The sequence below is a fragment of the Nocardiopsis protaetiae genome (assembly GCF_045446735.1).
GTDB classification, from domain to species: Bacteria; Actinomycetota; Actinomycetes; order Streptosporangiales; family Streptosporangiaceae; genus Nocardiopsis; species Nocardiopsis protaetiae.
Genome location: NZ_JBJJBV010000066.1, coordinates 1 through 25,752, shown reverse-complemented (window position 1 = coordinate 25,752; position 25,752 = coordinate 1). Strand labels below are relative to the sequence as shown.

Below are 25,752 nucleotides of genomic sequence, written 5' to 3'. Positions count from 1 at the left end.
CTTCGCTTTCCCCGGCCGGGTGCGTGTCCTCCGGCGGGGGCCTGTGCCCTCCGGCGGGGCCGATGCGCAGGTGGGACCGGGGGAGAGGGTGTCCGCAATGGGGCACTATGCTCGGCCCATGCCCATCCCTCACCGTGCCCGCGGCCCGCTCCGCGCCCTGCTCCTCACGGTGGCCCCGCTCCTGCTGCTGCTGTCCGCCCCCGCCGCGGCCGACACCGCGGACCCCGCCGACACCACTGCCGCCGAGACTCCCGCCGCCGACGTCGCGGTCGCCCCGCGGGCGACCTACGCCGAGCACTTCGCCGGGCTGCTCGCCGAGCGGCCCGAGGGCGCCGCGGTCGTGGTGGACGGCGCGATCGGCGGCACCGTCCCGCCCGAGGAGATCGAGCGCGGGATCCACGAGGCCTTCGCGCCCCTGGGGGTCCCCTACCACGTGGTGGTCACCCCCTACCTCGGCGCGGGCAGCGACGCCGGAACGGACGAGATCCTGCCCGCCGTGCACGACCGGCTCGGCGCCGACGGGTTCTACGCCGTCCTGCCCGCCACCGGCGGGTTCACCGAACTGCGCGTCTACGGGTCCGACCTGTCGGTGGACGGCGCCCGGGACGCCGCCTACGACGCCGAACTGTACGGCGTCCCCGCACACGAGGTGGCCCGGGTCCTGGCCGCCGGGCTGGTCGGCGGCCAGACCCCGCCGGGGTACGAGGAGACCGACGACGACGGGTTCCTCGCCGAGTTCCGCGCCGACATCGACCCCACGCGCTACAACGGCCCCGAGAACCTCGGCTTCCTGGTGGGCTCGGTGGGCGGTGCCCTGCTGACCTGCGCCGGCTGGATCACCTGGCGCCACGTGCGGCGCGGTCGCATCGTCGTGCCCGTCGTGGCCGTGCTGGCGTCGCTCTCGGCAACGGGCGTGCTCGTCACCGCCACCTACTCCCACACGGTGAACGCGCCCGTCGGCGGGCACGAGATCGCCGACACCGAGGAGCTGGTCCGGCTGGAGCCGCCGTACGTGGTCTCCACCGGCCGGGTCGAGCACATCGCCGCCGCCCTGGCCGACGGGCCGCTCTACGTCGACCCGATCATGCCGCTGGGCCGCGAGGGCCTGGAGGACGTCCCCGACCTGTTCGCCGACGTGTCCGTCCCGGTCTTCGCCGCGGCGGTCCCGCTCAGCCACCAGGACGAGGCCGGTGGCGACCCCGAGGTCCTGGCCGCGGCACTGGCCTCGGTCGCCCGGGAGGACGGCGTCTACCTGGTCGTCGGACCCTCGTACGACACACCTCAGGTCGGCGCGGCCGCCCGCGGGCTGGAGATCGACGCCTACGAGCTGTGGCGCTCCACGGCCTTCGTCGAGGAGCCGACCGCGGCCGGCGCCCTGGAGGCCGTCGCGGCCGACCTGGCGGAGCTGGAGTTCACCCCCGGCGACGGGTACCGGCCGCTGTTCGCCGACGACGAGGTGAACCTCCCCGGACCCCGCGCCGAGCGCTACTGGGCGGGCGGGTTCTTCGGCGGTCTGCTGCTGGTCGGCCCCTTCGTGGCCGCCGCCGTGGTCGCCGCCTTCTACCTCGTCGTCCTCCTGCTCAAGCTCTCCCGGGGCCGGGCCACGAGCGGCGTCCTGGGCGACCGGGCCCTGCGGCGCCTGGCCGCGCGGGAGGCCGACCGGGTCCGCGCGCTGGTGGAGAGGGAGCCCGACCGGATCCCCGCGGAGTTCATGCCCCAGGCCGAGGCCGCCCTCATGGTCATGGGCCGCGACCCCCACGGGCTGGACCTGCTCGGCGTCGCGGTGCTGTCCCGCCGGGTGGCGGCCGCGGTCCAGGACCCCGGCGCCGACACCACACCCTGCGCCGTCGACCCGCTGCACCCCTTCGCAGCCGAACAGGCCAGGTCCCGGGCCCTGGGCGGCCGGGTCCCCCTGTGCGAGGAGTGCGCGCGGCTCGACGACCCCGTCCGGGCCCGCAACGTCCTGCGGCTGCGCACCGGTGGCACGACCCACTCCTACCGGGTGAAACCGACGGACCCCTGGATCCGTCATTGGTTCGGGGCACACCGGCCCCAACGTATGGTCGACCTGCTGTTCGAGGAGAACCGTGTCCACTGACCCCCGCACGCCTCTGCGCCGGTGGGCCCCCGCGACGGTCGCGGCCCTGGCCCTGTCCGCGTCCCTGACCGGCGCCCCCGCCCTGGCCGACACAGTGTCCCCGGCCCCTGAGGAGACCGCCAGCCCGGCGCAGGTGATCGCCGACGCCCTGGCCGAGTCGCCCGTCTACGTCGACTCCTCCTACGACGGCGCCTACGCGGTCGAGGCCCGCGAACGCGTCGTGACGGTGATCGAGCAGCACGACCTGGACCTGTACGTCATCGTCGTCCCCCTGGTCGAGGGCGACCCCTGGAGCGGGGAGAGCGAGGCGCTGGCCTCGGCCGTGCACGACCGCATGGGCGGCGGCGAGCGCCACTTCCTCATCTACGACCGCCGCGGCGACATGGAGGGCCACGACCTGGGCACCGCCCCCGACGACTGGACCAACCCCGCCTTCTACGGGGCCATGGCCGCGAGCTACAAGACCATGGGCGGGCAGAAGACCCTGCCCGTGCTGGTGGAGGCCGCCGTCGAGGCCGCCCTGTCCGACGACCCCGAGGCCGCCTACGAGACGGCGCAGCAGGCCTACTACGACAAGGTGGGCGAGCCCCCGACCGGGAACCTCATGCGCCCGCGGGAGTGGAACCCGTGGATCGTCGGCGCGCTGGCGCTCGCCCTGCTGGCCGCGGCCGGCGTCCCGCTGTACCTGCGCGCCCGGTCCGGCTCCGGCGGGCCGCTGCGCCGCCGCCGGGTCGTCCCGATCGCCCAGCACGCGGCGTTCGACAACGCCGACCGCGCCCAGCTGGAGTCGCTGGTCGAACGCGGCGAACGCGACCTCATCGAACTGGGGGAGCGGCTCAGCGCGGACGGCGGTGTCGACCCCCGGCACCTGTCCACGGCCCTGGACGCCCGGGACGCCGCCGCCCGCGTCCACGACCGGATGGCGAAGGAGGGCGCCACGCTGCCCGACGCGGTCGGCGTGCTCGTGCTGCTGGACCTGGCCGAGGACGCCCTGGCCGGGCTGCGCACCCCCCGGCGTCCCTGCTACGCCAACCCGCTGCACGGCAACGACACCCGGCAGACCCAGTGGCGCGAGTTCGGCGGGCTGCGCACCATCCGCGTCCCGCTGTGCCCGGAGTGCGCCCGCGCCGTGCGCGACCGGCTGCGGCCCACGGTGCTGCCCGCCGAGCACGAGGGCCGCTCCGTCCCCTACTACGAGGTGCCCGCCGAACGCAGCGTGTGGGCGGCCACCGGGTACGGGACGCTCACCGACGACCTGATCGAGCGGATCCTGCGGGGTGGGCACCGGGCCGCCCGCTGACCGCGCCGGGGAGCGAGGGGCGGGGGCGGGGCCGTGTGACCGCCGTTGCGGCAGGGGCGGTGTTCCGTCGTAAGGTGGTCATGGAAAAGCGGTCGATTCGGGCAGGGCGGAACCCCCGTCGCCCCTCGGCCCCGGGCCGTCACCGCGCCGTGGTGCCCAGCACCCGCGATCACCGATGCCCCTGCCCCGCGCATCCCGTCGGCGGCCCGCGTTCCGCCGCCCCGGCGCACCGCCGCCGGCCCGTGAGATCCGTGAAAGGCATGACGTTGGACGACCCCGCAGAGGAATCCGCCCCGCGCACCGTGGGCGGTTACCGCCTGGTGCGCTCGCTCGGCCGCGGCGGCTTCGGCGAGGTGTTCCTCGGCGAGGCCGGGGACGGTGGCCGGGCCGCGGTGAAGGTGCTGCACGCCTCCTGGTCGGGCGACGCGGACATGCGCCGCCGGTTCGCCGCCGAGGTGGAGCAGGCCCGGCGGGTCAGCGGTTTCTGCATCGCGGCGATCCTGGACGCCGACCCCGAGGCCGCGCAGCCGTGGATCGCCACCGAGTTCATCGACGGCCCGACGCTGCAGCGCGCGGTCGCCGAGGACGGGCCCCGGCACGGGGTGGAGCTGCACCGGCTGGCCGTGAACACCGCCACCGCGCTGGCCGCGATCCACGCCGCCGGGGTGGTGCACCGGGACCTGAAACCGGACAACATCATGCTGGCCGCCGACGGCCCGCGGGTCATCGACTTCGGCATCGCCCGGGCGGTCGAGGCGACCTCGGTGACCGCCAGCGGGGTCGTGGGCACCATCGGGTACATGGCGCCCGAACAGCTGGAGGGCGCCCGCCTGACCTCGGCGGTGGACGTGTTCTCCTGGGGCGCGGTCATGGTCTACGCCGCCACCGGCCGCGAGGCCTTCCACGCGCCCACCCAGGCGTCGCGCATCGCCCGCATCCTCGGCGGCGGTCCCGACCTGGGCGACCTCGCCGGACCCCTGCGGGGAGTCATCGAGCTCTGCCTGGACAAGGACCCGGACCGGCGCCCGGACGCATCCGCCCTGCTCAACCTGCTCATCGCCGGGCCCCAGGGCGGGACCCCGCCGGCTCCCGGGGGAACCGGGAACCCGACGGTGGCGCCGGCCTCCGGCGTGGACCCCACCCGGGTCGCCCCCGCCTCGGGCGTGGACCCCACCCGGGTCGCTCCGAGCGGAGGGGTCGCTCCCACCCGGGTGGCCCCGTCCCCGGGGGTGGACCCCACCCGGGCCGCCCCGCCGCACGGCGTCGACCCCACCCGCGCCTACACACAACTGGCCCCGCCCGCGCCCGGCGTTCCCGGCATGCACGGCACGCCCCCGCCCCCCGGGACGGCCACCCCGCCGCCGGGAGCGGCGTTCGCCCCGCGGCCCGGCCCGGGCCACACCGGCGCCTCCGGCCACCACACCGGTGTCGGCGGGGTCCCCCCGTACCACTTCGCGGGCGTCCGCTTCACCGACCCCGGCGCCCTGGCCGAGGCCATGCAGGGCAACTGGGCGGCCGCCGTCCGTGTGTTCGGCGACGTCACCGAGCGCGCCGCCCTGGGCGCCTGGCTCATGGAGGACCTCGGCGACACCGTCGTCGACCGCTCCCTGTTCCGCCGCCACGCCGACGACGCCAACCTGGCCCTGGCCTCCTTCATCGCCCAGACGCGCCCCGACCTGCCGCCGGTCTTCCGCGGACACGGCGCCACCCTGGCCCAGCTCGGCGAGCTGTTCTCCGACCCGCGCCCCGTCATCACCGGGGCGCCGATGTCCAACGAGATGGCCCTGCTGGCCCGCCCCGAGGTGCTGCGGATGATGGGCCTGCACCACGGCCCCGACCCGGCCGCCTACCAGCGCCTGGCCGACTCCCTCGACGCCGCCGAACACGCCGGGAGCACGTTCCACCAGGAGCTGTCCGGCCGGCTCGCCGGCTGGCGGGCGTCGAGCCCCGACGTGAACCCGGCGCTCATCCTCACCTTCCTGCTGCACCCCGAGCGGATGGTCCCGCCCCGGGACGGCGGGGACTCGGGGGTGGGGGAGTGGATCGACATCCTGTGGCGCCGGGTGGACGCCTCCCCCGGCCCGGCCGGGGTGGGCCACGCCGCCGCGATCTACGGCGCCGTTCCCACCCTCCAGGCGCTCTCCCGCCAGCGCCGGTACTGGGAGGAGCGCTACACCAAGGTCGCCACCGAGCACGAGTCGCTGCACGGCAAGGTCGTGCGGCAGCAGCGCTACTTCCAGATCCGCCGGTACTGCAACTACGCGCTCTTCGGCTTCCCGATCGGGATCATCATCGGCCTGACCGGCGATGCCGAGTGGCTGGGCGACCTGCTGGTGACGCTGTCGGTCCTGGCCCTCGCGGCCTCGCTCGTGCTCTCGGTGGTCCTGCGCGTCGGCTACGGCGACGTCGTGCGCCGTGGGCAGCGGGTGATGGAGCTGAACAACGCCGCGGCCCAGCTGCCCGAGCTGACCTCGGGGGTGGAGCGCATCCGCGCCGACCTGGTGCACGCCCGCCGCATCACCGGCGGCTGACCGGCCGCGTCCCCCAACCCCCCGACAGCGGAAGCAGGAAGGCGCAGCGTGCACGAGACCTCGGAGACGGACGGCTCCACCGTGGGCGGGTACCGACTGGTGCGTTCGCTGGGGCGCGGCGGTTTCGGTGAGGTGTTCCTGGGTGAGGCCGGGGACGGCGGCCGTGCGGCGGTGAAGGTGCTGCACGCCTCGTGGGCGGGTGACGCGGAGATGCGCCGCCGGTTCGCCGCGGAGGTGGAGCAGGCGCGGCGGGTGAGCGGGTTCTGCATCGCGGCGATCCTGGACGCCGATCCGGAGGCGGCGCAGCCGTGGATCGCCACCGAGTTCATCGACGGCCCGACGCTGCACCGCGCGGTCGCCCAGGACGGGCCGCGGCGCGGCGCGGACCTGCAGCGTCTGGCCGTGAACACCGCGACGGCGCTGGCGGCGATCCACGCGGCCGGGGTGGTGCACCGGGACCTGAAGCCCGAGAACATCATGCTGGCCGCGGACGGCCCGCGGGTGATCGACTTCGGCATCGCCCGCGCGGTGGAGGCGACCTCGGTGACCGCCAGCGGGATCATCGGCACCGTCGGGTACATGGCACCGGAGCAGTTGGAGGGCGCCCGCCTGACCTCGGCGGTGGACGTGTTCTCCTGGGGCGCGGTCATGGTCCACGCGGCGACCGGGCGCTCGGCGTTCCCCGGCCCGACCCGGGCCTCCCGTATCGTGCGGGTCCTGTCGGGGGAACCCGACCTGGAGGGTGTGCCCGGGGAGCTGCGCGAGACGGTGCGGATCTGCCTGGACAAGGACCCCCGGCGCCGCCCGGACGCGCGCACCCTGGTGGACCACCTCATCACCGGTGCGCCTTTGCGGGCGCTGCCCGAGCCCACGGTGGTCGACCCGGGGGAGGGGCGGCTCGCGCCCACCCTGCCCTACACTGCGGCGGTGCCGTCGCCCGCCCCCGCCGCGTCGGTCCCGGTAGAGGCGCCGCCGTACCACTTCGCGGGCCTCCGGTACACCCGGCCCGGCGACCTGGCCGCCGCGATGCAGGAGCTGTGGACACAGGCGGCCGCGGTCTTCGAGGACGAGGAGGCCCGGGCCGCTTTGGGCGCCTGGATCACGGACGACGTCCGGGACACGACCGTGGACCGCGCGCTGTTCCGCCCCCGGCGGATCGACGCCGACCTGGCCGTGGCGACGTTCGTCGCACAGACCCGCCCCGACCTGCCCCCGCGCTTTCGCGGCCACGACGTCTCGCCCGCCACCCTGCGCTCCCTGTTCATCGACGCGCCGTCCACCGCGCCCGAGGGGATCGAGGGTCTGGCCCGCCCCGGGATCCTGCGCGCGCTGTCGCTTCATGAAGGCGGGCAAAGGCGCGGCCGGGCCGCCCTGGCCGAGGATCTGGAGGCGGCGGTGCACGCCGCCACCGTGTTCGGGGAGGAACTGGCCGAACAGCTCACCGGAGGGGAGGGTGTGCGGCGCGCCACCGCGGACCCGGCCCTGATCCTGGCCTTCCTGCTCGACCCCGGGCGGGTGCGCCGCCCGGCCGCTGCCCCGGGCGACTGGACCGCGGAGTGGATCGACGCGCTGTGGGGGCGGGTGGACGGTGCCGAGGGAGCGGCCCGGGCGGGGTACGCGGCCCTGGTCCACGGCTCGCTGCCCCTGGTCGATGAGCTGGTCCGGCGGCGGGAAGAACGGGAGCGGCGCTGGGAGGCGCAGGAGAAGGAGCGGCGGACCCTGCACAGCGACCTGTCCTTCTACGACAAGTCCGTCCGCCGACTGAGCCTGCTGGGCGTGGTGGCGCTCGTCTGCCTGGTGCTCACCTTTGCGCTGTACCCGGTTCTGGACGCGGAGAGCGGTGCCGGGTTCTTCGGGTTCTGCCTGTTGATCGGCCTGCTCAGCCCCCTGTTCGCCGTGCTCTCCTACTTCCAGGCCCGGAGCTTCGTCGGGAACCGAGAGCAGCGTCGGAAGCTCCGGGAACGGCAGCAGGCTCTGGAGGTGAACCGGGCCGGCCTGCAACGGGAACTGCGCACCCTGCACACCGACGTGGACCGGGTCCGGGCGCTGAGCGCGGCACCGCCGCGGCGGTGAGTCCCGATCAGGACTCCGGCTCGGCGGCCTCCTGCTCCCACGGGCGGGGGGCGTCCGCCGTGGCCAGGGCCGACAGGCGGGCGACGACGGCGGCGCGCGCCAGCCGGTAGGGCCGCTCCAGGTCGTCCTCCAGCAGGGAGTCGGAGTTGGCGGTCTCCAGGAACGAGGCCAGCTCGAACACCAGCAGGTCCACGTCGGTGCCGGCGGACAGCTCGCCCAGCTGCACGGCGTCGGTGGCGCTGCGGGTGAGCAGGTCGCGCCATTCGCGGCGGGTCGCCACCAGGGCGTCGCGCACCCGCCCGGGGCGCGACTCGAACTCGGCGTTGACGGTGTAGAAGAAGCAGCCGCCCGGGAACACCCGCCCCTGCGAGTACACGGCCCAGTCCTGGAAGAGCCGCCACAGCCGGGAGAGCCCGGGCCGGGTCCGCATGGCCCCGTCGACCACGTGGTCGGCGAAGATGCGGCGCCCGGCGCGGATCGCGGCCAGCTGTAGCTCCTCCTTGGAGCCGAAGTGGGCGAACACCCCGCTCTTGCTGATGTCGAGCTCCTTGGCCAGGCGGCCCAGGGAGAGCCCCTCCAGCCCCTCGACCGAGGCGATGTCCACCGCGCGGCGCAGCACGGCGCGCCGGGTCAGTTCGCCCCGCTGGACGCGGCCGTCGGTCCGGGTCGTCATGCGCGCACCTCCCGCCGCCCTCGCCGGGCGGTCCTTGTTCGAACGACAGGTCGGTTACCAGGCCAGGGTAGCCGCACTTGACGGCGGGCTTCCGGGAAACAAATAATACGATCGTTCGTATAGTTTGTGAAGCGAAGGAGACCCATGGGAGCCGTCAAGCCCCTCCCCCTCGTCGGTGCCGCCGTCAACGCGCTGGCCCTGCCCGCCCCGCGCCTGGCCGGATCACTGGCCCGCAGGATGTGGGCGGCCCCCGCCCCGCCCCGGGTCATCCCTGAACAGGACCGGGAGCTGCACGAGGCGGCCCGGACCGGGACCGTCCGCGTCGGCCGCTGGGACGTGGTCACCTACACCTGGGGCGACACCACCCGCCCGGTGCTGCTCGCCCACGGATGGCGCTCGCGCGCCGCCCGCTTCGCCCCGCTCATCCGCCGCCTGGTCGACCTCGGGTACGGCCCGGTGTCCTGGGACGCCCCCGGCCACGGGGCGACGGGCGGACCGCTGGGCACCATCCTCGACGCGCTGCGGATCCAGCGCCACCTCCAGGAGCGCCACGGCCGCTTCCACGCCGTCGTCGCCCACTCCATGGGCGCGCCCTTCGCGGTGCACGCCCTGCGCGAAGGCGTCGAGGCGGACCGGGTGGTCCTCCTCGCCGGGGTGTCGGACTTCGACTACCTCCTCACCGCGTTCTCCGACGCCCTGCGGCTGAGCCCCCGCGTCCTGCGGACACTGCGCTCGGACGTGGAGCGCCACTACTTCGACGCCGACCCGACCGTGTGGGAACGCTTCTCCACCACCCACCGGATCGACACCCTCGAACAGCCCTTCCTCCTCCTGCACGACGACGCCGACGAGGTCGTGCCCTTCGCACACTCCCTGCGCACCCTCGAACACCTCGGCGGCCGGGGACGGATGATCGCCACCACCGGCCTGGGCCACAGCGGGGCCCTCTTCGAACGCGAGCACCTGGACGCCATCACCTCCTTCGTCCAGGGCACCGACCTGCCCCTGACCGTCCCCGGGGACCGGCCCGGCCCCGCCTGAACCCGGGCGAAACCGAGCGAACCGCACAAGGAGACACCACCATGACCACCGCCCCTCACCCGATCGACCTGGAGGTCCTGGCCGTCACCGCCCCGCGCGTGGCCGGCGAACGGGCCCTGCGCCTGTGGAGCGACCCCGGCGATACCTCCGCGGTCGACCGCGACCGCGACGTGCACGAACGCGCCCGCGTCGGCCACCTCGGCCACCGGGGCTGGCGGGTCGCCACCTACACCTGGGGCGAGGGCGCACGCCCCGTCCTGCTGGTCCACGGCTGGGGCTCGCGCGCCTCCCGCCTGGCCCCGCTGGTCCGCGCCCTCACCGCCGCCGGGCACACCGTCGTCTCCTGGGACGCCCCCGGGCACGGCGCCACCGGCGGCCCCGCCGGAAGCGTCCTGGACGCGCTGGCCATCGCCCGCCGGCTCCAGGAGCGGCACGGCGACCTCACCGCCGTGGTCGGCCACTCCCTGGGCGCGCTGTTCGCCACCCACCTGGTGCGCGAGGGGATCCGGACCGACCGCCTGGTCCTGCTGTCGGCGATGGCCGACTTCGAGGGCACCGTCGACGGCTTCGTCGCCGCCCACGGCTGGGGGCCGCGGGTCAACCGGGCCCTGCGCCGCGCCATCGAGGACGCGTTCTTCGACGGGGACCGGGACGTCTGGAAGCGCTACGCGACCGTCCGCGACGCCGACACCCTGGAGGTGCCGGTCCTGCTGTTCCACGACGTCGACGACCCGCTGATCCCGCACTCCGAGTCCGTGCGGATCCTCGCCGCGATGGGGTCCGGGGCCAGGATGGTCGGCACGGTCGGCCTCGGGCACAACCGCATCCTGGCCGACCCCGACGTCCTGGAGAGGATCACCGCGTTCGTCGCCCCCGTCCGGGCCGCGGCGTGGTGAGGTCCGGCCCCCGGGAGTTGCCGACGACGGCGTCGGCGTGCTCCCGGGGGCGCTCGGCCGCGTAGAACACCGCCTCCTGATCGGCCCAGACCCGCCGGAAGGGGGCGTACAGCGCCGCGTCCCCGCGCGCGTCCAGCCGTCGGTCGCGCACCGCGTCGGAGGCGTCCACCCACACCGACAGGTCCGCGTGGGGGCGCACGATCCGGGCGCCGGACCCGCACCCCTCCACCACCAGGACCCCGCCCGCCGCCACCGGCCCCGGCAGCGCGGACTCCTCTTTCGAGAACCGGTCGTGCTCCCAGTCGTACCGCCGCCAGCGCGCCGGAGCCCCGGCGCGCAGCGGCTCCAGCACCCACGACACCAGCAGTTCCGGGGCTCGCGCCAACCCGTGCCACCCCGGGTACAGGTCGTCCATCGCCAGCACCGCCGCCGCGGTGCCCCGCGCGGCCAGCGCCGCGCGCAGCCGCTCCGCCACCGTGCTCTTGCCCGAGCCCGAACGGCCCTCCACGGTGACGACGCGCACGCGGCCGCGACCTCCGGGAACGGCCGCGGCCAGCCGGGCGTCCCAGCCGTCCCGGTCGGTCTCCACGTGCAGAGAGGTCACCTTCGGACCTTAACGTGTTCAGGTGGGCGGTTTCCGCTTGCGTTCAATCCTTGTAGCATTCGAGCCAGAAGGCACGATCGAACCGTGCCGTGACCGAACGAAAGGGACGCCCGGTGACCGACACCGCAGTGACGCCGGGGTCCCAGTCCGCCCTGCGGCAGGCCAACGAACGCCGGGTCGTGGACGTGCTGCGCCGTGACGGCACCCGCACCCAGGCCGAACTGGCCCGGGCCACCGGCCTGTCCGCGGCGAGCGTCTCCAACATCGTGCGCGGCCTGCGCGCCGCGGGCACGGTCTCGGTCCACGACACCTCCTCCAACGGCCGCCGGGCCCGCGCCGTCACCCTGGTGCGCCCGCCCGGGACGGTGGTGGCGCTCGACTTCGGCCCCGAGCGGGTCACCGTCGGCGTCGGCGACAGCGAGGGCAACCTGCTGGCCCGCGAGGAGATCGACTACGACGTGGCCGCCGACCCCGAGCGCGGGGTGCGCCGGGCCTCCTGGCTGGCCGAGACCACGCTGCTGCGGGCCCGCATCGACCTGTCCACGGTGGCCTCGGTGGTGGCGTCGGTGCCCGGGCCGATCGACCCGCACGGCGGCGAGGTCGGCGGCATCTCCTGCCTGCCCCGCTGGGCGGGCTTTCGGCCCGCAGAGGCGCTGAGCGAGCGGCTGGGCGTCCCGGTCATCGCGGAGAACGACGCCAACCTCGCGGTCCTGGCCGAGCTCCACAAGGGTGCGGGCCAGGGCGCCGAACACCTCATCCACCTGGTCATCGGCGACGGGGTGGGCGCGGGCATCATCGTCTCCGGCGGGCTGTTCCGCGGGGCGGGCGGCACCGCGGGCGAGGTCGGGCACATCGCGCTGGACCCGCGCGGCCAGGTGTGCCGCTGCGGCAACCGCGGCTGCCTGGAGACCTTCGTGGGGGCCGGGTACCTGCTGGACATGCTGCCGCAGAACAGCTACGTCTCCCACGGCCCCGGCCCGGCCGGGGTGGGCGACCTGGTGGGCGCCGCGCGTTCGGGCGACCCGGGGTGCCGGCGCATCCTCGCGGAGGCGGGCACGGCGCTGGGCCAGGGCGTGGCGATCATGGCCAACCTGTTCAACCCCGACCGGGTGATCGTCGGCGGGGACCTGGCCGAGGCCGGAGAGCTGCTGCTCGACCCGATGCGGCGGGCCATGGAACTGGGGGCGCTGGGCAGCGCCCTGTCCCGGCTGGAGCTGCTGCCCAGCTCGCTGGGACGCGATGCCTCCCTGTACGGGGCCCTGCGCATGGCGGCGCAGAGCGCCCACTGAGCGACGCACCGTCGCCGAAAGCCCCTTCTTGACCCTCTCCTGGTGAAGCTTTGTGCTGCCCGTACGTGGTCGTTCGTGTTCTTTCCGCGCATGCTGGGAGGGCGTCTTCCTTCATGGATGCGCTGTGACCTGCGGTTTCTTTGTTTTTAGCGGCTGAACGCAATATCCGTGATGTTTCAGTTATGTGTTCAGGAGTTGACGACAAGGCTGTGCCGGGGTCTACTTCACAACATCACTCGCGAGTTCACATCCGTCCCCCGCACGTCAGAAAGGTGCAGCGTTGAGTACACGCACCGCACGCCAGCGCACGGTCGCCGGAGGTTTCGCCGCCGCCGGAGCCGCCCTCACCCTTCTCGTTTCCGGTTGTGGTTCGCTCACCACGTCGGGCGAGAACGCCGAGAGGGAGACCCACACCATCGAGGAGGGCTTCCACGTCGGCCTCCTCCTGCCCGAGCTCCAGACCGCCCGCTACGAGGCGTTCGACAAGCCCTTCTTCGAGGAAGCGCTCAACGAGCTCTGCCCCAACTGCGAGCTGTCCTACGCCAACGCCGACCAGGACGTCGATGAGCAGCAGACCCAGGCCCAGGCCATGCTCACCGAAGGGGTGGACGTCCTGGTCCTGGACGCGGTCGACTCCGCGGCCGCGGCCGGCACCGTCAGTGAGGCCCAGGCCCAGGGCGTTCCCGTCGTCGCCTACGACCGCCTCGCGCAGGGCGGCGTCGACATGTACGTGTCCTTCGACAACCGCCGCGTCGGCCAGGTCCAGGCCGAGGCCCTGATCGCGGCCCTCGAAGAGCGCGGCACCGCCGGTGACGGCCAGATCGTCATGATCAACGGCTCGCCCACCGACCCCAACGCCGCCGACTTCAAGGCCGGCGCCCACGAGATCTTCGACGGCCAGATCGAGATCGGCCAGGAGTTCGACACCCCGGACTGGTCCCCGGACCAGGCCAACGCCCAGATGGAGGGCGCCATCACCGCCCTGGGCGTCGACGAGATCATCGGCGTCTACTCCGCCAACGACGGCATGGCCTCCGGCATCATCTCCGCCCTGCGCAGCGCCGGTGTCGACGTCGACGACCTGCCGCCCGTCACCGGCCAGGACGCCGAACTCGCCGGCATCCAGCGCATCATCGCCGGTGAGCAGTACATGACGGTCTACAAGGCCATCAAGCCCGAAGCGCAGATCGCCGCCGCCATGGCCGTGGCCCTGGCCACCGGCACCGACCCCGAGCTCGGCGAGTACAGCCTCACCGACGTCGAGGACGCCAACGGCGAGAAGGTCCCCGCGGTCCTGCTCGACCCGATCGCCGTCACCGAGGAGAACGTCGGCGACACCGTGGTCTCGGACGGGATCTACACGATCGAGGAGATCTGCACCGCCGACTACGCGGACACCGAGTTCTGCCAGGAAGCCCTCTAGGCACGGTGCGACGCCCCGACGGGGCGGGCGGGCCCCCGCCGCCCGCCCGCCCCGTCCAGGGACGAGAGAAGAGATAACGAACGCATGAGTACACCAGTCCTGGAACTGTCCGGGATCTCCAAGACCTTCGGGGCGGTCCGCGCGCTCAGCGACGTGGACTTCCACGTCGCCGAGGGAGAGGTCGTCGCCCTCCTGGGAGACAACGGCGCCGGTAAATCCACGCTGGTCAAGGTCATCTCCGGAGCCCACCCCGCCGACAGCGGCGGCGTGATCCGCTGGGACGGGCAGCCGGTCTCCATCGGGGCCCCCGCCGACTCCCAGCGCCTGGGCATCGCGACCATCTACCAGGACCTCGCCCTGTGCGACAACCTGGACATCGTCGCCAACCTCTTCCTGGGCAACGAGAAGCTGCACTTCCCCGGCACCCTCGACGAGGTCGAGATGGAGAGCCGGGCCGTGGACCTCCTCGACTCCCTGTCGGTGCGCATACCCAGCCTGCGCGTACCGGTGGCCTCCCTCTCCGGCGGTCAGCGCCAGATCATCGCCATCGCCCGCTCCCTGCTGGGCCAGCCGCGCGTGGTGATGCTCGACGAGCCCACCGCCGCCCTGGGCGTCGCCCAGACGGCCCAGGTCCTCGACCTCATCGAGCGGCTGCGCGACCAGGGTCACGGCGTCGTCCTGATCAGCCACAACATGGCCGACGTCCGCGCGGTCGCCGACCGCGCCGTGGTGCTGCGGCTGGGCCGCAACGCCGGCGACTTCCCCATCGCGGAGACCAGCTACGAAGAGATCGTGGCCGCCATCACCGGTGCAGCCGACAACCCGGTGAGCCGCCGCTCCCAGCGCACCGGTTCCTCGGCCCTGGCCACGGAGGACAAGTGATGACCCAGCAGACCCCGGTTTCCAAGGCACCCGGAGACGGTGCGGCCACCTCGGCCGCGCCCGTGCGCGACCCCCGGCTCCTGACCACGGCCGCTTCGCCCAAGGGGTGGCTCCAGGCCCTGCGCCGCAACCTGCGCAGCGGGGAACTGGGCCCGATCCCCGTCATCGTGGGACTGCTGCTGATCGCGGTCGTCTTCCAGTCGATGAACGACCGCTTCCTGTCACCGCAGAACCTGTCCAACCTCACCGTGCAGATCGCCGCCATCGGTCTGATGACCACCGGCGTCATCATGGTGCTGCTGCTGGGCGAGATCGACCTGTCCATCGGCTCGGTCGCCGGCCTGTCCGCGGCCGTCCTGGCGGTCCTGGCGGTCAAACAGGGCGTCCCCGAATGGGGGGCCATCGCCGCCGCGATCGGCGCCGGCCTGGTCATCGGCCTCATCCACGGCACGATCTTCGCCAAGGTCGGGGTACCCGCGTTCGTGGTCACCCTGGCGGGCCTGCTGGGCTGGCAGGGTGTGCACCTGTATCTGATGGGCGCCGACGGCACCATCAACACCAGCCCCAACGGGCCGATCGCGATGCTCACCCAGACGTACTTCGTGTCGTTCGTGGGCTGGTTCATCGCGGCCCTCGCGGTGGCCCTGTACGTCGTCTCGGTGTTCGCGGTCGAGCGGCGCCGCCGCCAGGCGGGCCTGCCGTACAAGCCGCTGAGCGAGATCGCGTTCCGCGCCGCGCTGCTGGCCCTGCCGGTCCTGGGCGGGGTGTGGGTGCTCAACCAGTACAAGGGGGTGCCGCTGGCCTTCCTGATCTTCGTGGGCTTCGTGGTCGTCCTGGACCTGGTCCTGCGCAAGACCCGCTACGGCCGCATGGTGTACGCGGTCGGCGGCAACGCCGAGGCGGCCCGCCGCGCCGGCATCAACGTCGACCTCATCCGCATCTCGGTGTTCGGCATCGCCTCCACCCTGGCGGCGCTGGGCGGCATCATGCTGGTCTCCCGCAACTTCGCGGCGAGCGTCTCCACCGGTGGCGGCGCCGAGCTCATGATGGCGATCGCCGCCGCGGTCATCGGCGGCACCAGCCTCTTCGGCGGTCGCGGCAACGCCTACTCGGCGCTGCTTGGCGGCCTGGTCCTGGGCGCCATCACCTCCGGCCTGCTGCTGCTCCAGATGGACACCTCGGTGCGCTTCATGATCACCGCGGCCGTCCTGCTCATCGCGGTCATCATCGACGCCGTCTCCCGCCGCGGTCGCAAGACCAACGCCCGGGGCGGCGCCTGACCCCCGCAGTACCCCCGTTCCCTCCCGGGAAAAGGGGCGGTGCTCACTCCCCACCGCCCCCGCGCCCCGGTCCGGCCCCCGGTAGCCGGACCGGGGCCTCTCCATGCCCGTGTCCGCATGGCCGGCCTGCGCTCGCATGCCCGCGTCATCGGGATGCCCGCCCCTTCCCGATGGCGCTCCCATCCGAAGGCCGCGGCGCCCTGCCCCGCGCCGCACCCCTTCGAGTGCCCTCGCCATCCGCACGCCTCGATCATCCGCATGGGCAGACCATTCGCATGGGCCGACCATCCGCGTGGGCGGGCGATCCAGATGATGGCGCCATCTGAACGGCCGGGCCATCTGAGGGTGAAACGGGGCCCGGAGTTCGAGTGCGTACACCATCGGCATGGGCGGAGTATTCGGATGATGACGACATCTGAGTGGTTCCGGCATTCGGATGATCCGCGCATGCGGGGTGGGGGAGCGGTGGCGCGCAGCCGGGCCGGAAGGCCCACGGGGCCGCAGGTCCCGGGCCTGTAGAGGCGAAGGTCCCGGTCGGCGGGGGCGCCCGAGAGGCCGGCGGAGGCACTGCTAGGTTCGCCGCGAAACCACCGCCCGCGCGGGGCCGCACACGGGTCAGTACGTGTACGGCCCCTCCTCGTCGTGCCCCGGGAACGCCCGGGCCCCGCGCGGGCACGAACCACGGGAGCAACGGCATGCGCAGAATCCTCGTCGTCGGAGCCGGGCAGTCCGGCCTGCAACTCGCCCTCGGCCTGCTGGCCGAGGACTACGACGTCACCCTGGTCAACCCGGACGGCCCGGAGGAGATCCGCGCGGGCCGCGTCACCTCCACCCAGTGCCTGTTCGGACCCGCCCTGCGGCGCGAGCGGCGGCACGGCCTCTCCCTCGGGGAGGACCGCGCCCCGCGGATCCGCGGAGTCGGCCTGCGCGTCGCCCACCGCGACGGCGGCGCCGCGCCGGAGCTGTCCTGGCTGGGACGCCTGGACGAGCCCGCCCGCTCCGTCGACCAGCGGCTCAAGCTCTCCGCCTGGCTGGACCTGTTCATCCGGGGCGGCGGCCGCCTGCTCCGGCACCGGGTGCACCCGGGCGAGCTGGCCGGGCTCGCCGCCGAGTACGAGCTGGTCGTGGTGGCCGCCGGACGGAACGGCCTCGCCGAGGTCTTCCCCCGCGACACCGCCCGCTCCCGGCACGACGCCCCCCGGCGCTCCCTGGCGCTGGTCTACGCCTCGGGGGCCGCACCCCACCCCGACGGCCCCGCCCTCTCCCGCACCGCCGTCCCGGGCGCGGGCGAGGTGTTCAGCCTGCCCGTGCTGTCCCTGAACGGCCCCTGCGACGCCCTCATGGTCGAGGCGGTGCCCGGAGGCCCCCTGGACCGCCCGCTGCCCGCCACGGCCCGCCCGGAGGAGGTCCTCGACCACCTGCTGCGGGTGGTGCGCCGCCACGCGCCCTGGGAGTACGAGCGGTTCGCCGGAACCCGCCCGGCCGACCCCGGGGCCGCCCTCACCGGCGGGTACGCGCCCGCGGTCCGTGAACCCGTCGCCCGCCCCGGCGGCGGCGCCCCGGTCCTGGGCATGGCCGACACCGTGGTCGCCAACGACCCCATCACCGCGCAGGGCGCCAACATGGCCTCGCTGGCCGCCGACGTCTACCGGCGCGCCATCGTCGACCACGGGACGCGGCCCTTCGACGAGCGGTTCATGCGCGCGGCGTTCGCCGAGTACTGGCGGCGGGCCCGCCAGGTCACCGCCTGGAGCCGGGTGATGCTCTCGGGACCGCCGCACGTGTGGGAGCTGTACCGGCTCGCCGCCCGCCACCAGCCCACCGCCGACCGGTTCGCGAACTCCTTCGCCGACCCGTCCGGGCTCATCGAATGGTTCCTGCACCCCGAGCGCGCGCTGGAGTACATCGACGGTGCGCAGCGGCCGGTACCGGTCGGCGGCGGCGCCCACTGACACTCGCGGCCCCGTCGCGGCGGCCCGCCACCGCCTCCGCCGCACCGCGCCGCCCGGTCCGTCACCGCCGCCCCGGCCCGGTCCGCCCCGGCCGGGCGGGGCCGGGGTGGGGCCGGGGTATCGCGGGCACGACCACATCCGATGTCCCTACCTCCCGAACCCGACCGGGAAGGTCAGGATGTAGCGTCGCACCTCGTGCTCTCGGAATTCTTCGCGCCCACCGGACACGGGGTGCTCCCCGCGGGCGACGTCTGGACCTTCGTCGCCGTCGCCGCGCTCGCCGTCATCGCCGGGGCCGCGGTGCAGAGCACCGTCGGCCTGGGCCTCGGGCTGGTCGGCGCCCCCGTCCTGTCCCTGCTCGACCCCACCCTCATGCCGGGCGCGCTCCTGGTCACCGTCATCGTCCTGCCGGTCCTGACCCTGGTCCAGGAACGCGGCCACATCGACTGGCGGGCCGTCGCCTGGGGCCTGCCCGCCCGCCTGCCCGGCACCGTCCTGGGGGTCTGGGTCGTCGCCGTCCTGCCGCCCCGGGCGCTGGCCGGGGCGGTCGGCGCCATGGTGCTCATCGCCGTCGCCCTGTCGCTGCGGTCCTTCCGGGTCCGCATCACCCCGGTCTCCCTGGTCACCGCGGGCGCCCTGTCCGGGTTCGCGGGCACCGCCACCTCCATCGGCGGGCCGCCCATGGCCCTGCTCTACCAGTACGAGGAACCCGCCCGGGTGCGCGCCACCCTGGCCGCGTTCTTCCTCTTCGGCGGCACCCTCTCCCTGATCGCCCTGGGGATCGGCGGACAGCTCGACACACGCATCCTGGTGGTCGGCGCGGCGGGCATCCCCCTGGTCGTCCTGGGCTTCGCGGCGGGCGTCGCCCTGCGCACCCGCGTCAAGGCCGGGCCCCTGCGCCTGGGCATGCTCGCCGTGGTGGCGGCTTCGGCGATCGCCCTGCTGGTCCAGGCCGTCCTCGGATAGCGTCGGAGGGGGACGCGGAACGGCGAAGACGCTTCCCAGAGCGGGTAATGTACCCCGAAAACCGTGCCGGGGGGCGGCGCTCCCACGGTTCGAAGCCCATCCGACGGGGGATGCGCAACGCGCGTGCTCCCTCATGGCACCGCCATGACCGGTGCCGGGCGGGACCCGTGGACGCAGCACCATAAACTCGGGTATGTATACCTGCCGGTAGCCAAACCAGGCCCACGTCAGGGGCCCGGTGGGGCAAATTCAACCGACACGCTGGACGAGGGGACTGACGAGACAGTGACACTGTTCGAGTCGATGCACAATCCGGAAGCTCTCAAGCGGCTTCCGGCCGATCAGCTCCCGGTCCTGGCCCAAGAGGTCCGGGATTTCCTGGTCGAGTCCTGCTCGCAGACCGGCGGGCACCTCGGTCCCAGCCTCGGCGTCGTCGAGCTCACGATCGCGCTGCACCGGGTCTTCGAGTCCCCCAGGGACCCCATCCTGTTCGACACGGGCCACCAGGCCTACGCGCACAAGGTCCTCACCGGCCGGCACGACTTCAGCAACCTGAAGTCCGAGGGCGGCCTGTCCGGCTACCCCTCGCGGGCCGAGTCCGAGCACGACTTCATCGAGAACTCCCACGCCTCCACCGCGCTCTCCTACGCCGACGGCATGGCCAAGGCCAACGAGGTCCGCGGCCTGCGCGACCGCACCGTCGTCGCCGTCATCGGCGACGGCGCCCTCACCGGCGGCATGGCCTGGGAGGCGCTCAACAACATCGCGGAGAAGAAGGACCGCCGCCTCGTCATCGTCGTCAACGACAACGGGCGCTCCTACTCGCCGACCAAGGGCGGCCTCGCCGACCACCTCGCCTCCCTGCGCATGGCCCCCGGCTACGAGCAGGCGCTGGACCTGGCCAAGACCACCCTCAACCGCACCCCGGTCGTCGGCCAGCCCCTCTACGAGGCCCTGCACGGCCTCAAGAAGGGCATCAAGGACGCCATCCAGCCCCAGATGATGTTCGAGGACCTGGGCCTGAAGTACCTGGGCCCCATCGACGGCCACGACGAGCCCGCGCTGGAGAAGGCGCTGCGCCGCGCCCGCGACTTCGGCGGCCCGGTGATCGTCCACGTCATCACCCAGAAGGGCAAGGGGTACGCCCCGGCCGAGAACCACGACGAGGACCAGTTCCACGCCCCCGGCCCCTTCGACATCGCCACCGGCCAGGCCAAGCCCGGTTCCAAGGCCCTCAAGTGGACGTCGGTGTTCGCCGACGAGATGGTGAAGATCGGCGCCGAGCGCGAGGACGTGGTGGCCATCACCGCCGCCATGCTCCACCCCACCGGCCTCAACAAGTTCGCCGACGCCCACCCCGACCGGATCTTCGACGTCGGCATCGCCGAGCAGCACGCCGCCACCGCCGCCACCGGCATGGCCATGAACGGGCTGCACCCGGTCGTCGCCGTGTACGCGACCTTCCTCAACCGCTGTTTCGACCAGGTGCTCATGGACGCCGCGCTGCACCGCCAGGGCGTCACCTTCTGCCTGGACCGAGCCGGCGTCACCGGCAACGACGGCGCCAGCCACAACGGCATGTGGGACATGTCCATCCTCCAGGTGGTCCCCGGACTCCGCCTGGCCGCGCCCCGCGACGCCGAGCGCCTGCGCACCCTGCTGCGCGAGGCCGTCGCGGTCGAGGACGCCCCCACCGTCGTCCGCTACCCCAAGGGCGCCGTCGCCGAGGACCTGCCCGCCCTGGGCAAGGTCGGCTCCATGGACCTGCTGCGCCGCGCCGCCGACGGCGGCCACTCCGAGGACCTGCTCATCGTGGGCGTGGGCACCATGGCCCAGGTGGCCTGCGAGGTCGCCGACCGGATGGCCGACCAGGGCATCGGCGTCACCGTCATCGACCCGCTGTGGGTCAAGCCCCTGGACGAGGCGCTGGTCGCCGAGGCCGCCCGGCACAGCGTCGTCGCCGTGGTCGAGGACAACGGCCGCACCGGCGCCGTCGGCGACGCCGTGGCCCGCCTGCTGCGCGACCACGACGTGGACGTTCCGGTGCGCACCTTCGGCATCGCCCAGGAGTTCCTGGACCACGCCAAGCGCGACACCATCCTCCAGGAGCAGGGCCTGACCCCGCAGGAGCTCTCGCGCAAGCTCACCGAGACGGTCTCGCGCCGCACCGAGGGCGCCGGCGACCCGGCCCTGGCCGACAAGTAGGTCCGACCCTCCTGGACGGGAGGGGTCCTGCTGCCAGAATGGGGGCATGACCTCTCCCGACGATCCCCGCGCCGAGGAAGAATCCGCACCGCTCAAAGTGGCCGTCATCGGCTCCGGCCCGGCCGGGCTGTACACGGCCGACTCCCTGACCCGGCAGCGCAGGGTGCCGGTCCGCGTCGACGTCATCGACCGCCTGCACACCCCCTACGGGCTGGTGCGGTACGGGGTGGCGCCCGACCACACCAAGATCAAGGGCGTGGCCCGCGCGCTGCAGCGCATCCTGGAACACCCCGACGTGCGGTTCGTCGGCGGCGTGGAGTTCGGCGCCGACGTCACCCGTGACGACCTGGCCCGCACCCACCACGCCGTCGTGTACGCCACGGGGGCCTCCACGGACCGGCGCATGGGCGTGCCGGGGGAGGACCTGCCCGGCAGCGTCGCCGCCACCGACTTCGTCAACTGGTACTGCGGGCACCCCGACAGCGAGATGCTCCGGTTCGTCCTGGACAGCGAAGAGGTCGTGGTGGTCGGCGCCGGGAACGTCGCCCTGGACGTGGCCCGCATCCTCGTCAAGACCGCCGACGAACTGCGGCACACCGACATCCCCCAGCCCGCCCTGGAGGCGCTGGCGGCCAGCCGGGTGCGCACCGTCCACCTGCTGGCCCGGCGCGGCCCGCTCCAGGCCAAGTTCACCGCGCCCGAACTGCGCGACCTGCTCGAACTGCCCGACGTCGACGTCGTGGTGGACCCCGCCCAGGTCGACATCGACCTCGCGGAGGTCCGCGGCGACGTCGCCCGCGCCGCCCGCACCAACCTGCGCCTGCTGCGCGAACGCGCCGCCCAGCCGCCCAAGGGGCGGCCGCGCGCCGTCCACCTGCACTTCTGGTCCCGGCCCGTGGAGGTCCTGGGCACGGACCGGGTGACCGGTGTGCGGGTGGAGCGCACACGCCTGGACGGCGAACGCCTGGTCGGAACGGGGGAGACCGCCGACCTGCCCGCGGGCATGGTGCTGCGCTCCGTCGGCTACGCGGGCCTGCCGATCCCGGGCGTGCCCTTCGACGAGGCGGCCCGCACCGTGCCCCACCGCGACGGCCGGGTCCTCGACACCGAGGGCCGCGCCGTGCCGGGGGACTACGTGGCGGGCTGGGCCAAGCGGGGCGCCACGGGCGTGATCGGCACCAACAAGTCCGACGCCGCGGGAACCGTGCGCGCCCTGCTCGCCGACGCGCCCGCCCTGCTGGACGGCGCCCCCGCCCTGGTGGACCTCACCGAGGTGGTCAAGGGCAGCGACTACGGGGCCTGGCTGCGCATCGACGAGGCCGAGGCCCGCCGCGCCGCGGAGCTGGACCGCGGCGAGCGGGTCAAACTCCACGGCTGGGAGGCCTACCGGGACGCCATCAGGTGACCTCGCCGGAGGCGGCGCCGTAGGTGTTGCAGCCGCCCACGGTCGCCTCGTTCCAGCCCTGCTCCAGCCAGTGGGCCCGGTTGGTCGCGGTGCCGTGGGTGGGCAGGTCGCCGCCGCCGTTGAAGTTCTCGTTGACCCACCGCAGGGACCGCTCGTCGGCGCCGGTGATGGCGCGCAGCCCGATCCCGGCCATGCACTCGGCCTGGAGCTCGGTGCGGCGCAGCGTGTCCAGCTCCTCCGCCTCGCTGGCCGACTTGCGGCGCATCTCGTGGGAGATGTCGAGGATGCCGGTCACGTACTGCACATGGTGGCCGTACTCGTGGCCCATGAGCGCGACCCACACGTCCTCGTGGGCCTGCGCGGGGATCTGCCCGCCGAGCGTGCGAACGTTGGGCAGGACCACGGTGATGCGTTCGAGCTCGCTCTCGTAGTAGGCCAGCGTGTACCCCTCCTCGTCGCCGGAGTCGGGTGACTCCCGGGTGACGGTGATCTCGGGGGTGTCCACGCTCAGCCCCAGGTCGTCGAAGACGGGGGCCCACAGCTCGTCCAGGCAGTGGCCGGTGGCGGTGGCGAACTCCTCCCAGGAGTCGTCGGACCCCGAGTCCAGCTCGGGCACGTCGCAGGCGATGTCCTGGGGTGTGGCGGCGTCGTACAGGGGGTGGTCGGCGATGTTGATGGTGACCCGCCCGGGCGGCTCCGACAACCGGTCGTCGTAGTAGGCCGCGAGGTTCTCGCCGGTGGGCGCGGGCTCGGGCTGCGGCGTGGCGACCACGATGACGACGCTGGCCACCAGCGCCGCCAGCGCCACGGTCGCCGCCACCGCCGACGCCGCCAACACCCCCCGCCCCCGCCGCGGCGGCGGAGGAGGCGGTGGCCCCCACTGCTGCACCGGCCACCCGTACTGCCCGTCGTACCCCCCGTACTGCTGCATCCCGTACGCGGGCATCCCGCCCCCGTACGGCGCCCCCGGCATGCCTGCGGCACCGCCGTACCGCGGCACCCCCTGGGCGCCACCCGCGTACGGCGATGCCCCCGGGGCACCGTACTGCGGTGCGCCCTGCGCGCCGTACTGCTGCATGCCCGGGGTGGCTGTGCCCTGAGGTGTACCCGCGCCGCTTGAGGCCGCGGCCCGCGGCGGCATCCCCGCGGCGGTCCCACCCCGCGCGCCGCCCGCGTGCGGAGGCATGCCCGGAATGGGCGCGCCCTGCGGTGCTCCCGAGGCACCTATGCCGGTGCCGTGCTGCGGTGTCCCCGGGGTGCCCGTGCTGCCCGTGGGCGGTGTGCCCGGCGTGTTGTGTGATGCGCTCGTGTGCTGCTGCATGCCCGGGGTGGGTGTGCCCTGCGCACTGCTCGCGTACGGCGGCGTACCCGGAGCACCCGTACCACCCGTGTGCGGTGTGCTCGCCTGCGGCGGCATGCCCGGGGTAGGCGTGCTCCCCGCGTGTGGTGCGTTTTCCGTGCCGTGTGATGCACCTGGGGTCGGCGTGCTCTGCGGTGCTCCCGGTACGCCTGTGGCGGCGCTGTGCCGTGGTGTCACCGGGGCGGGTGCGCCGCTTGAGGCCGCGGTGTGTGGTGGCAACCCTGCGGCGGGCGGGATGGGTGTGCCCTGCGGTGTTCCCGAGGCACCTGTGGCGGTGCCGTGTCGCGGTGTTCCTGGGGCAGGCGTGGCCCCCGCGTGCGATGTGCTCGTATGAGGCGGTGCACTCGGGGCGTGTGGTGCTCCCGGTACGCCTGTGGCGGGTGCGTCCTGTGCGGCGTCTGGTGCACCCGGGGTGCCTGAGTCGCCTGTATGCGGTGCCGCCTCGGCGGCGGGTGTGCCCTGCGGGGTGGGGGAGGCGTGGACGGTGGTGCCGGGGACCCAGGGGGTGCCGGTGGACGGGCGGAAGCGCTCATCGCCGGGTCGGTTCTCCACGCGGTCGGTCCTCGCTCTCGTGCCATGGCGCGCCGGCCAGGGCCGGATCCACCCGGGGCGAATCCGGCAAGTGCCACAGACCTCTAAGTATGGGGCTTAATCGGACTTACCGATAGTAACCGCATTGCTGCTTTCGGGTGATTCGTACCGAACGCCCAGGTCTGTCAATACGTTCTGAAGCTCGGACTCGAAAAGTGGTTCCATGTCCCGCATCACGAAATCCAGGTGCTGGAAGATCTCCATGCACACCACCCCGTACAGCCGCACCCAGCAGGAGCTGAGCACCATCACCGCCTCGACCGGTGTGCGGGAGTCCCCGAACCCGCACAGGTCGGCGAAGGACCGCAGTTCGCGTTCCAGCTCGGGGGTGATCGACCGCCCGTCGGGCAGCTCGAAGCGCTTCTCGTGGACCAGCTGCTCGAACAGGGTGAAGAACGTCGCCCCGAACCGCTTGCCCGCCTCCACCGCCGGGGTCAGGTCCACCCCCGGGTCCAGCCGGGTCCGCGGCCCGAACATGGCGGCGAACTCCGCCCGGTGCCCCAGCGCCCACCCCCGGAACGCCCGGAGCGAGGTGAGGATGCGCCGGTCGGTGTCCTCGGCCGGAACGCTGGCGTCGGCCGCGGCCACCGCGGCGGCCAGCTCGTCGAACATGTCCGCGGTGATGAGCACCAGCAGCGCGTCGATCCCCGGCACGTAGCGGTACAGCCCCGGCGCGGTCATCCCCATCTCGCGGGCGATGGCGCGCAGGGACACCCCCGCCGCCCCGTGCTCGACGAGGTGGCCGCGGGCGATGCCCTTGATCTCGGCGAGTGTGGCCTCGCGCACACGCTCCCGTCGGCTCGGAGCCCGCCCACCCTGTTCCAGCTGCGGTTTCGTCATCTGTTGCGGTACACCCCGGTTTGTGGTCGATCGTCGGCGATATTGACATCGTAATGCCTGCACGCTTTAGTGAACACCGTTAACCGACATGAAGGCCGTTTGCTGAAAGGGCTGCCCATGCCAACGCACACGGGGCTTTTCGGCCGTCTCGGACTCGGCGCCCACCGCTTCCGCTGGGCGGTGCTGGTCGCCACCGCCCTTTTCGCCGTCTTCGCCGCGGTCTGGGGCTCGGGCGTCTTCTCCGACGTCAGCGAGAGCGGTTTCGAGGACCCCGGCGCCGAGTCCTCCCGCGCCATGGACCTCCTCGAAGGCGAGCTGGGCCACGACGACATCGACATCGTCG

Annotated in this window: 18 protein-coding genes and 1 pseudogene; 15 read left to right on the top strand and 4 right to left on the bottom strand. The window is 73.6% G+C overall.

What is annotated here, in order from left to right; translation table 11 throughout:
* Positions 1-118: 118 nt before the first annotated feature.
* The 4 genes from ACJOT3_RS12880 (at position 119) to ACJOT3_RS12865 (ending at position 8,002) form a co-directional block, all read left to right on the top strand.
* Entirely contained in the window at positions 119-2,098 is a 1,980-nt protein-coding gene (locus tag ACJOT3_RS12880) for a hypothetical protein (RefSeq protein ID WP_406972278.1), read from the top strand.
* Positions 2,088-3,398 (top strand): hypothetical protein, encoded by a 1,311-nt coding sequence (locus ACJOT3_RS12875; RefSeq protein ID WP_406972276.1) that lies wholly within the window; start codon positions 2,088-2,090, stop codon positions 3,396-3,398. The genes ACJOT3_RS12880 and ACJOT3_RS12875 overlap by 11 nt, the downstream gene beginning before the upstream one ends.
* 260 nt (positions 3,399-3,658) lie before the next feature.
* Positions 3,659-5,929 carry a serine/threonine protein kinase gene (locus ACJOT3_RS12870; RefSeq protein WP_406972274.1) on the top strand — a complete coding sequence of 757 codons (2,271 nt, stop codon included), beginning with the start codon at positions 3,659-3,661 and terminating at the stop codon, positions 5,927-5,929.
* Between the two features lie 48 nt (positions 5,930-5,977).
* Complete coding sequence (locus tag ACJOT3_RS12865; protein ID WP_406972272.1) at positions 5,978-8,002, top strand: serine/threonine-protein kinase; 2,025 nt, start codon at positions 5,978-5,980, stop codon at positions 8,000-8,002.
* A gap of 7 nt (positions 8,003-8,009) precedes the next feature.
* Here the strand turns inward: ACJOT3_RS12865 and ACJOT3_RS12860 are convergent, their stop codons facing one another.
* Positions 8,010-8,675 (bottom strand): TetR/AcrR family transcriptional regulator, encoded by a 666-nt coding sequence (locus ACJOT3_RS12860; protein WP_406972270.1) that lies wholly within the window; start codon positions 8,673-8,675, stop codon positions 8,010-8,012.
* A gap of 144 nt (positions 8,676-8,819) precedes the next feature.
* Between ACJOT3_RS12860 and ACJOT3_RS12855 the strand changes: the two genes are divergently transcribed.
* Complete coding sequence (locus tag ACJOT3_RS12855) at positions 8,820-9,716, top strand: alpha/beta hydrolase (RefSeq protein ID WP_406972268.1); 897 nt, start codon at positions 8,820-8,822, stop codon at positions 9,714-9,716.
* A gap of 41 nt (positions 9,717-9,757) precedes the next feature.
* On the top strand, positions 9,758-10,612 hold the full coding sequence (locus ACJOT3_RS12850) for an alpha/beta hydrolase (RefSeq protein WP_406972266.1): 855 nt from the start codon (positions 9,758-9,760) through the stop codon (positions 10,610-10,612).
* Here the strand turns inward: ACJOT3_RS12850 and ACJOT3_RS12845 are convergent.
* Positions 10,572-11,207: an AAA family ATPase gene (locus ACJOT3_RS12845; RefSeq protein WP_406972280.1), complete on the bottom strand. Its 636-nt coding sequence runs from the start codon at positions 11,205-11,207 to the stop codon at positions 10,572-10,574. The genes ACJOT3_RS12850 and ACJOT3_RS12845 overlap by 41 nt on opposite strands.
* A gap of 122 nt (positions 11,208-11,329) precedes the next feature.
* Here ACJOT3_RS12845 and ACJOT3_RS12840 point away from each other — a divergent pair, with 122 nt between their 5' ends.
* From ACJOT3_RS12840 to ACJOT3_RS12805, 8 genes are all read left to right on the top strand, one after another.
* Complete coding sequence (locus ACJOT3_RS12840) at positions 11,330-12,505, top strand: ROK family transcriptional regulator (RefSeq protein WP_406972264.1); 1,176 nt, start codon at positions 11,330-11,332, stop codon at positions 12,503-12,505.
* A 280-nt stretch (positions 12,506-12,785) separates the two neighbouring features.
* Positions 12,786-13,928, top strand: coding sequence for an ABC transporter substrate-binding protein (locus ACJOT3_RS12835; protein ID WP_406972262.1), 1,143 nt, complete (start codon positions 12,786-12,788; stop codon positions 13,926-13,928).
* Positions 13,929-14,012: 84 nt separating this feature from the next.
* Positions 14,013-14,810 (top strand): ATP-binding cassette domain-containing protein, encoded by a 798-nt coding sequence (locus ACJOT3_RS12830; protein ID WP_406972260.1) that lies wholly within the window; start codon positions 14,013-14,015, stop codon positions 14,808-14,810.
* Complete coding sequence (locus ACJOT3_RS12825; protein ID WP_406972258.1) at positions 14,810-16,090, top strand: sugar ABC transporter permease; 1,281 nt, start codon at positions 14,810-14,812, stop codon at positions 16,088-16,090. Before ACJOT3_RS12830 ends, ACJOT3_RS12825 begins: the two co-directional genes overlap by 1 nt.
* A 695-nt stretch (positions 16,091-16,785) precedes the next feature.
* On the top strand, positions 16,786-18,042 hold the full coding sequence (locus tag ACJOT3_RS12820; RefSeq protein WP_406972256.1) for a styrene monooxygenase/indole monooxygenase family protein: 1,257 nt from the start codon (positions 16,786-16,788) through the stop codon (positions 18,040-18,042).
* A 195-nt stretch (positions 18,043-18,237) separates the two neighbouring features.
* Positions 18,238-19,008, top strand: coding sequence for a sulfite exporter TauE/SafE family protein (locus ACJOT3_RS12815; protein WP_406972254.1), 771 nt, complete (start codon positions 18,238-18,240; stop codon positions 19,006-19,008).
* 285 nt (positions 19,009-19,293) lie between these two features.
* Complete coding sequence (dxs, locus tag ACJOT3_RS12810; RefSeq protein WP_406972252.1) at positions 19,294-21,213, top strand: 1-deoxy-D-xylulose-5-phosphate synthase; 1,920 nt, start codon at positions 19,294-19,296, stop codon at positions 21,211-21,213.
* A gap of 46 nt (positions 21,214-21,259) precedes the next feature.
* Positions 21,260-22,618 carry an FAD-dependent oxidoreductase gene (locus ACJOT3_RS12805; protein WP_406972250.1) on the top strand — a complete coding sequence of 453 codons (1,359 nt, stop codon included), beginning with the start codon at positions 21,260-21,262 and terminating at the stop codon, positions 22,616-22,618.
* Here ACJOT3_RS12805 and ACJOT3_RS12800 read toward each other — a convergent pair.
* Together ACJOT3_RS12800 and ACJOT3_RS12795 are read right to left on the bottom strand one after the other, a co-directional pair.
* A complete protein-coding gene (locus ACJOT3_RS12800; RefSeq protein ID WP_406972248.1) occupies positions 22,611-23,696 on the bottom strand; it encodes a neutral zinc metallopeptidase in 1,086 nt (361 codons plus the stop codon). The genes ACJOT3_RS12805 and ACJOT3_RS12800 overlap by 8 nt on opposite strands.
* 930 nt (positions 23,697-24,626) lie before the next feature.
* Entirely contained in the window at positions 24,627-25,409 is a 783-nt protein-coding gene (locus ACJOT3_RS12795) for a TetR/AcrR family transcriptional regulator (protein WP_406972246.1), read from the bottom strand.
* A 117-nt stretch (positions 25,410-25,526) separates the two neighbouring features.
* On the opposite strand from ACJOT3_RS12795, the pseudogene ACJOT3_RS12790 reads away from it, so the two are divergent.
* Positions 25,527-25,752 (top strand): annotated as a pseudogene (locus tag ACJOT3_RS12790) (MMPL family transporter); the annotation flags it as partial.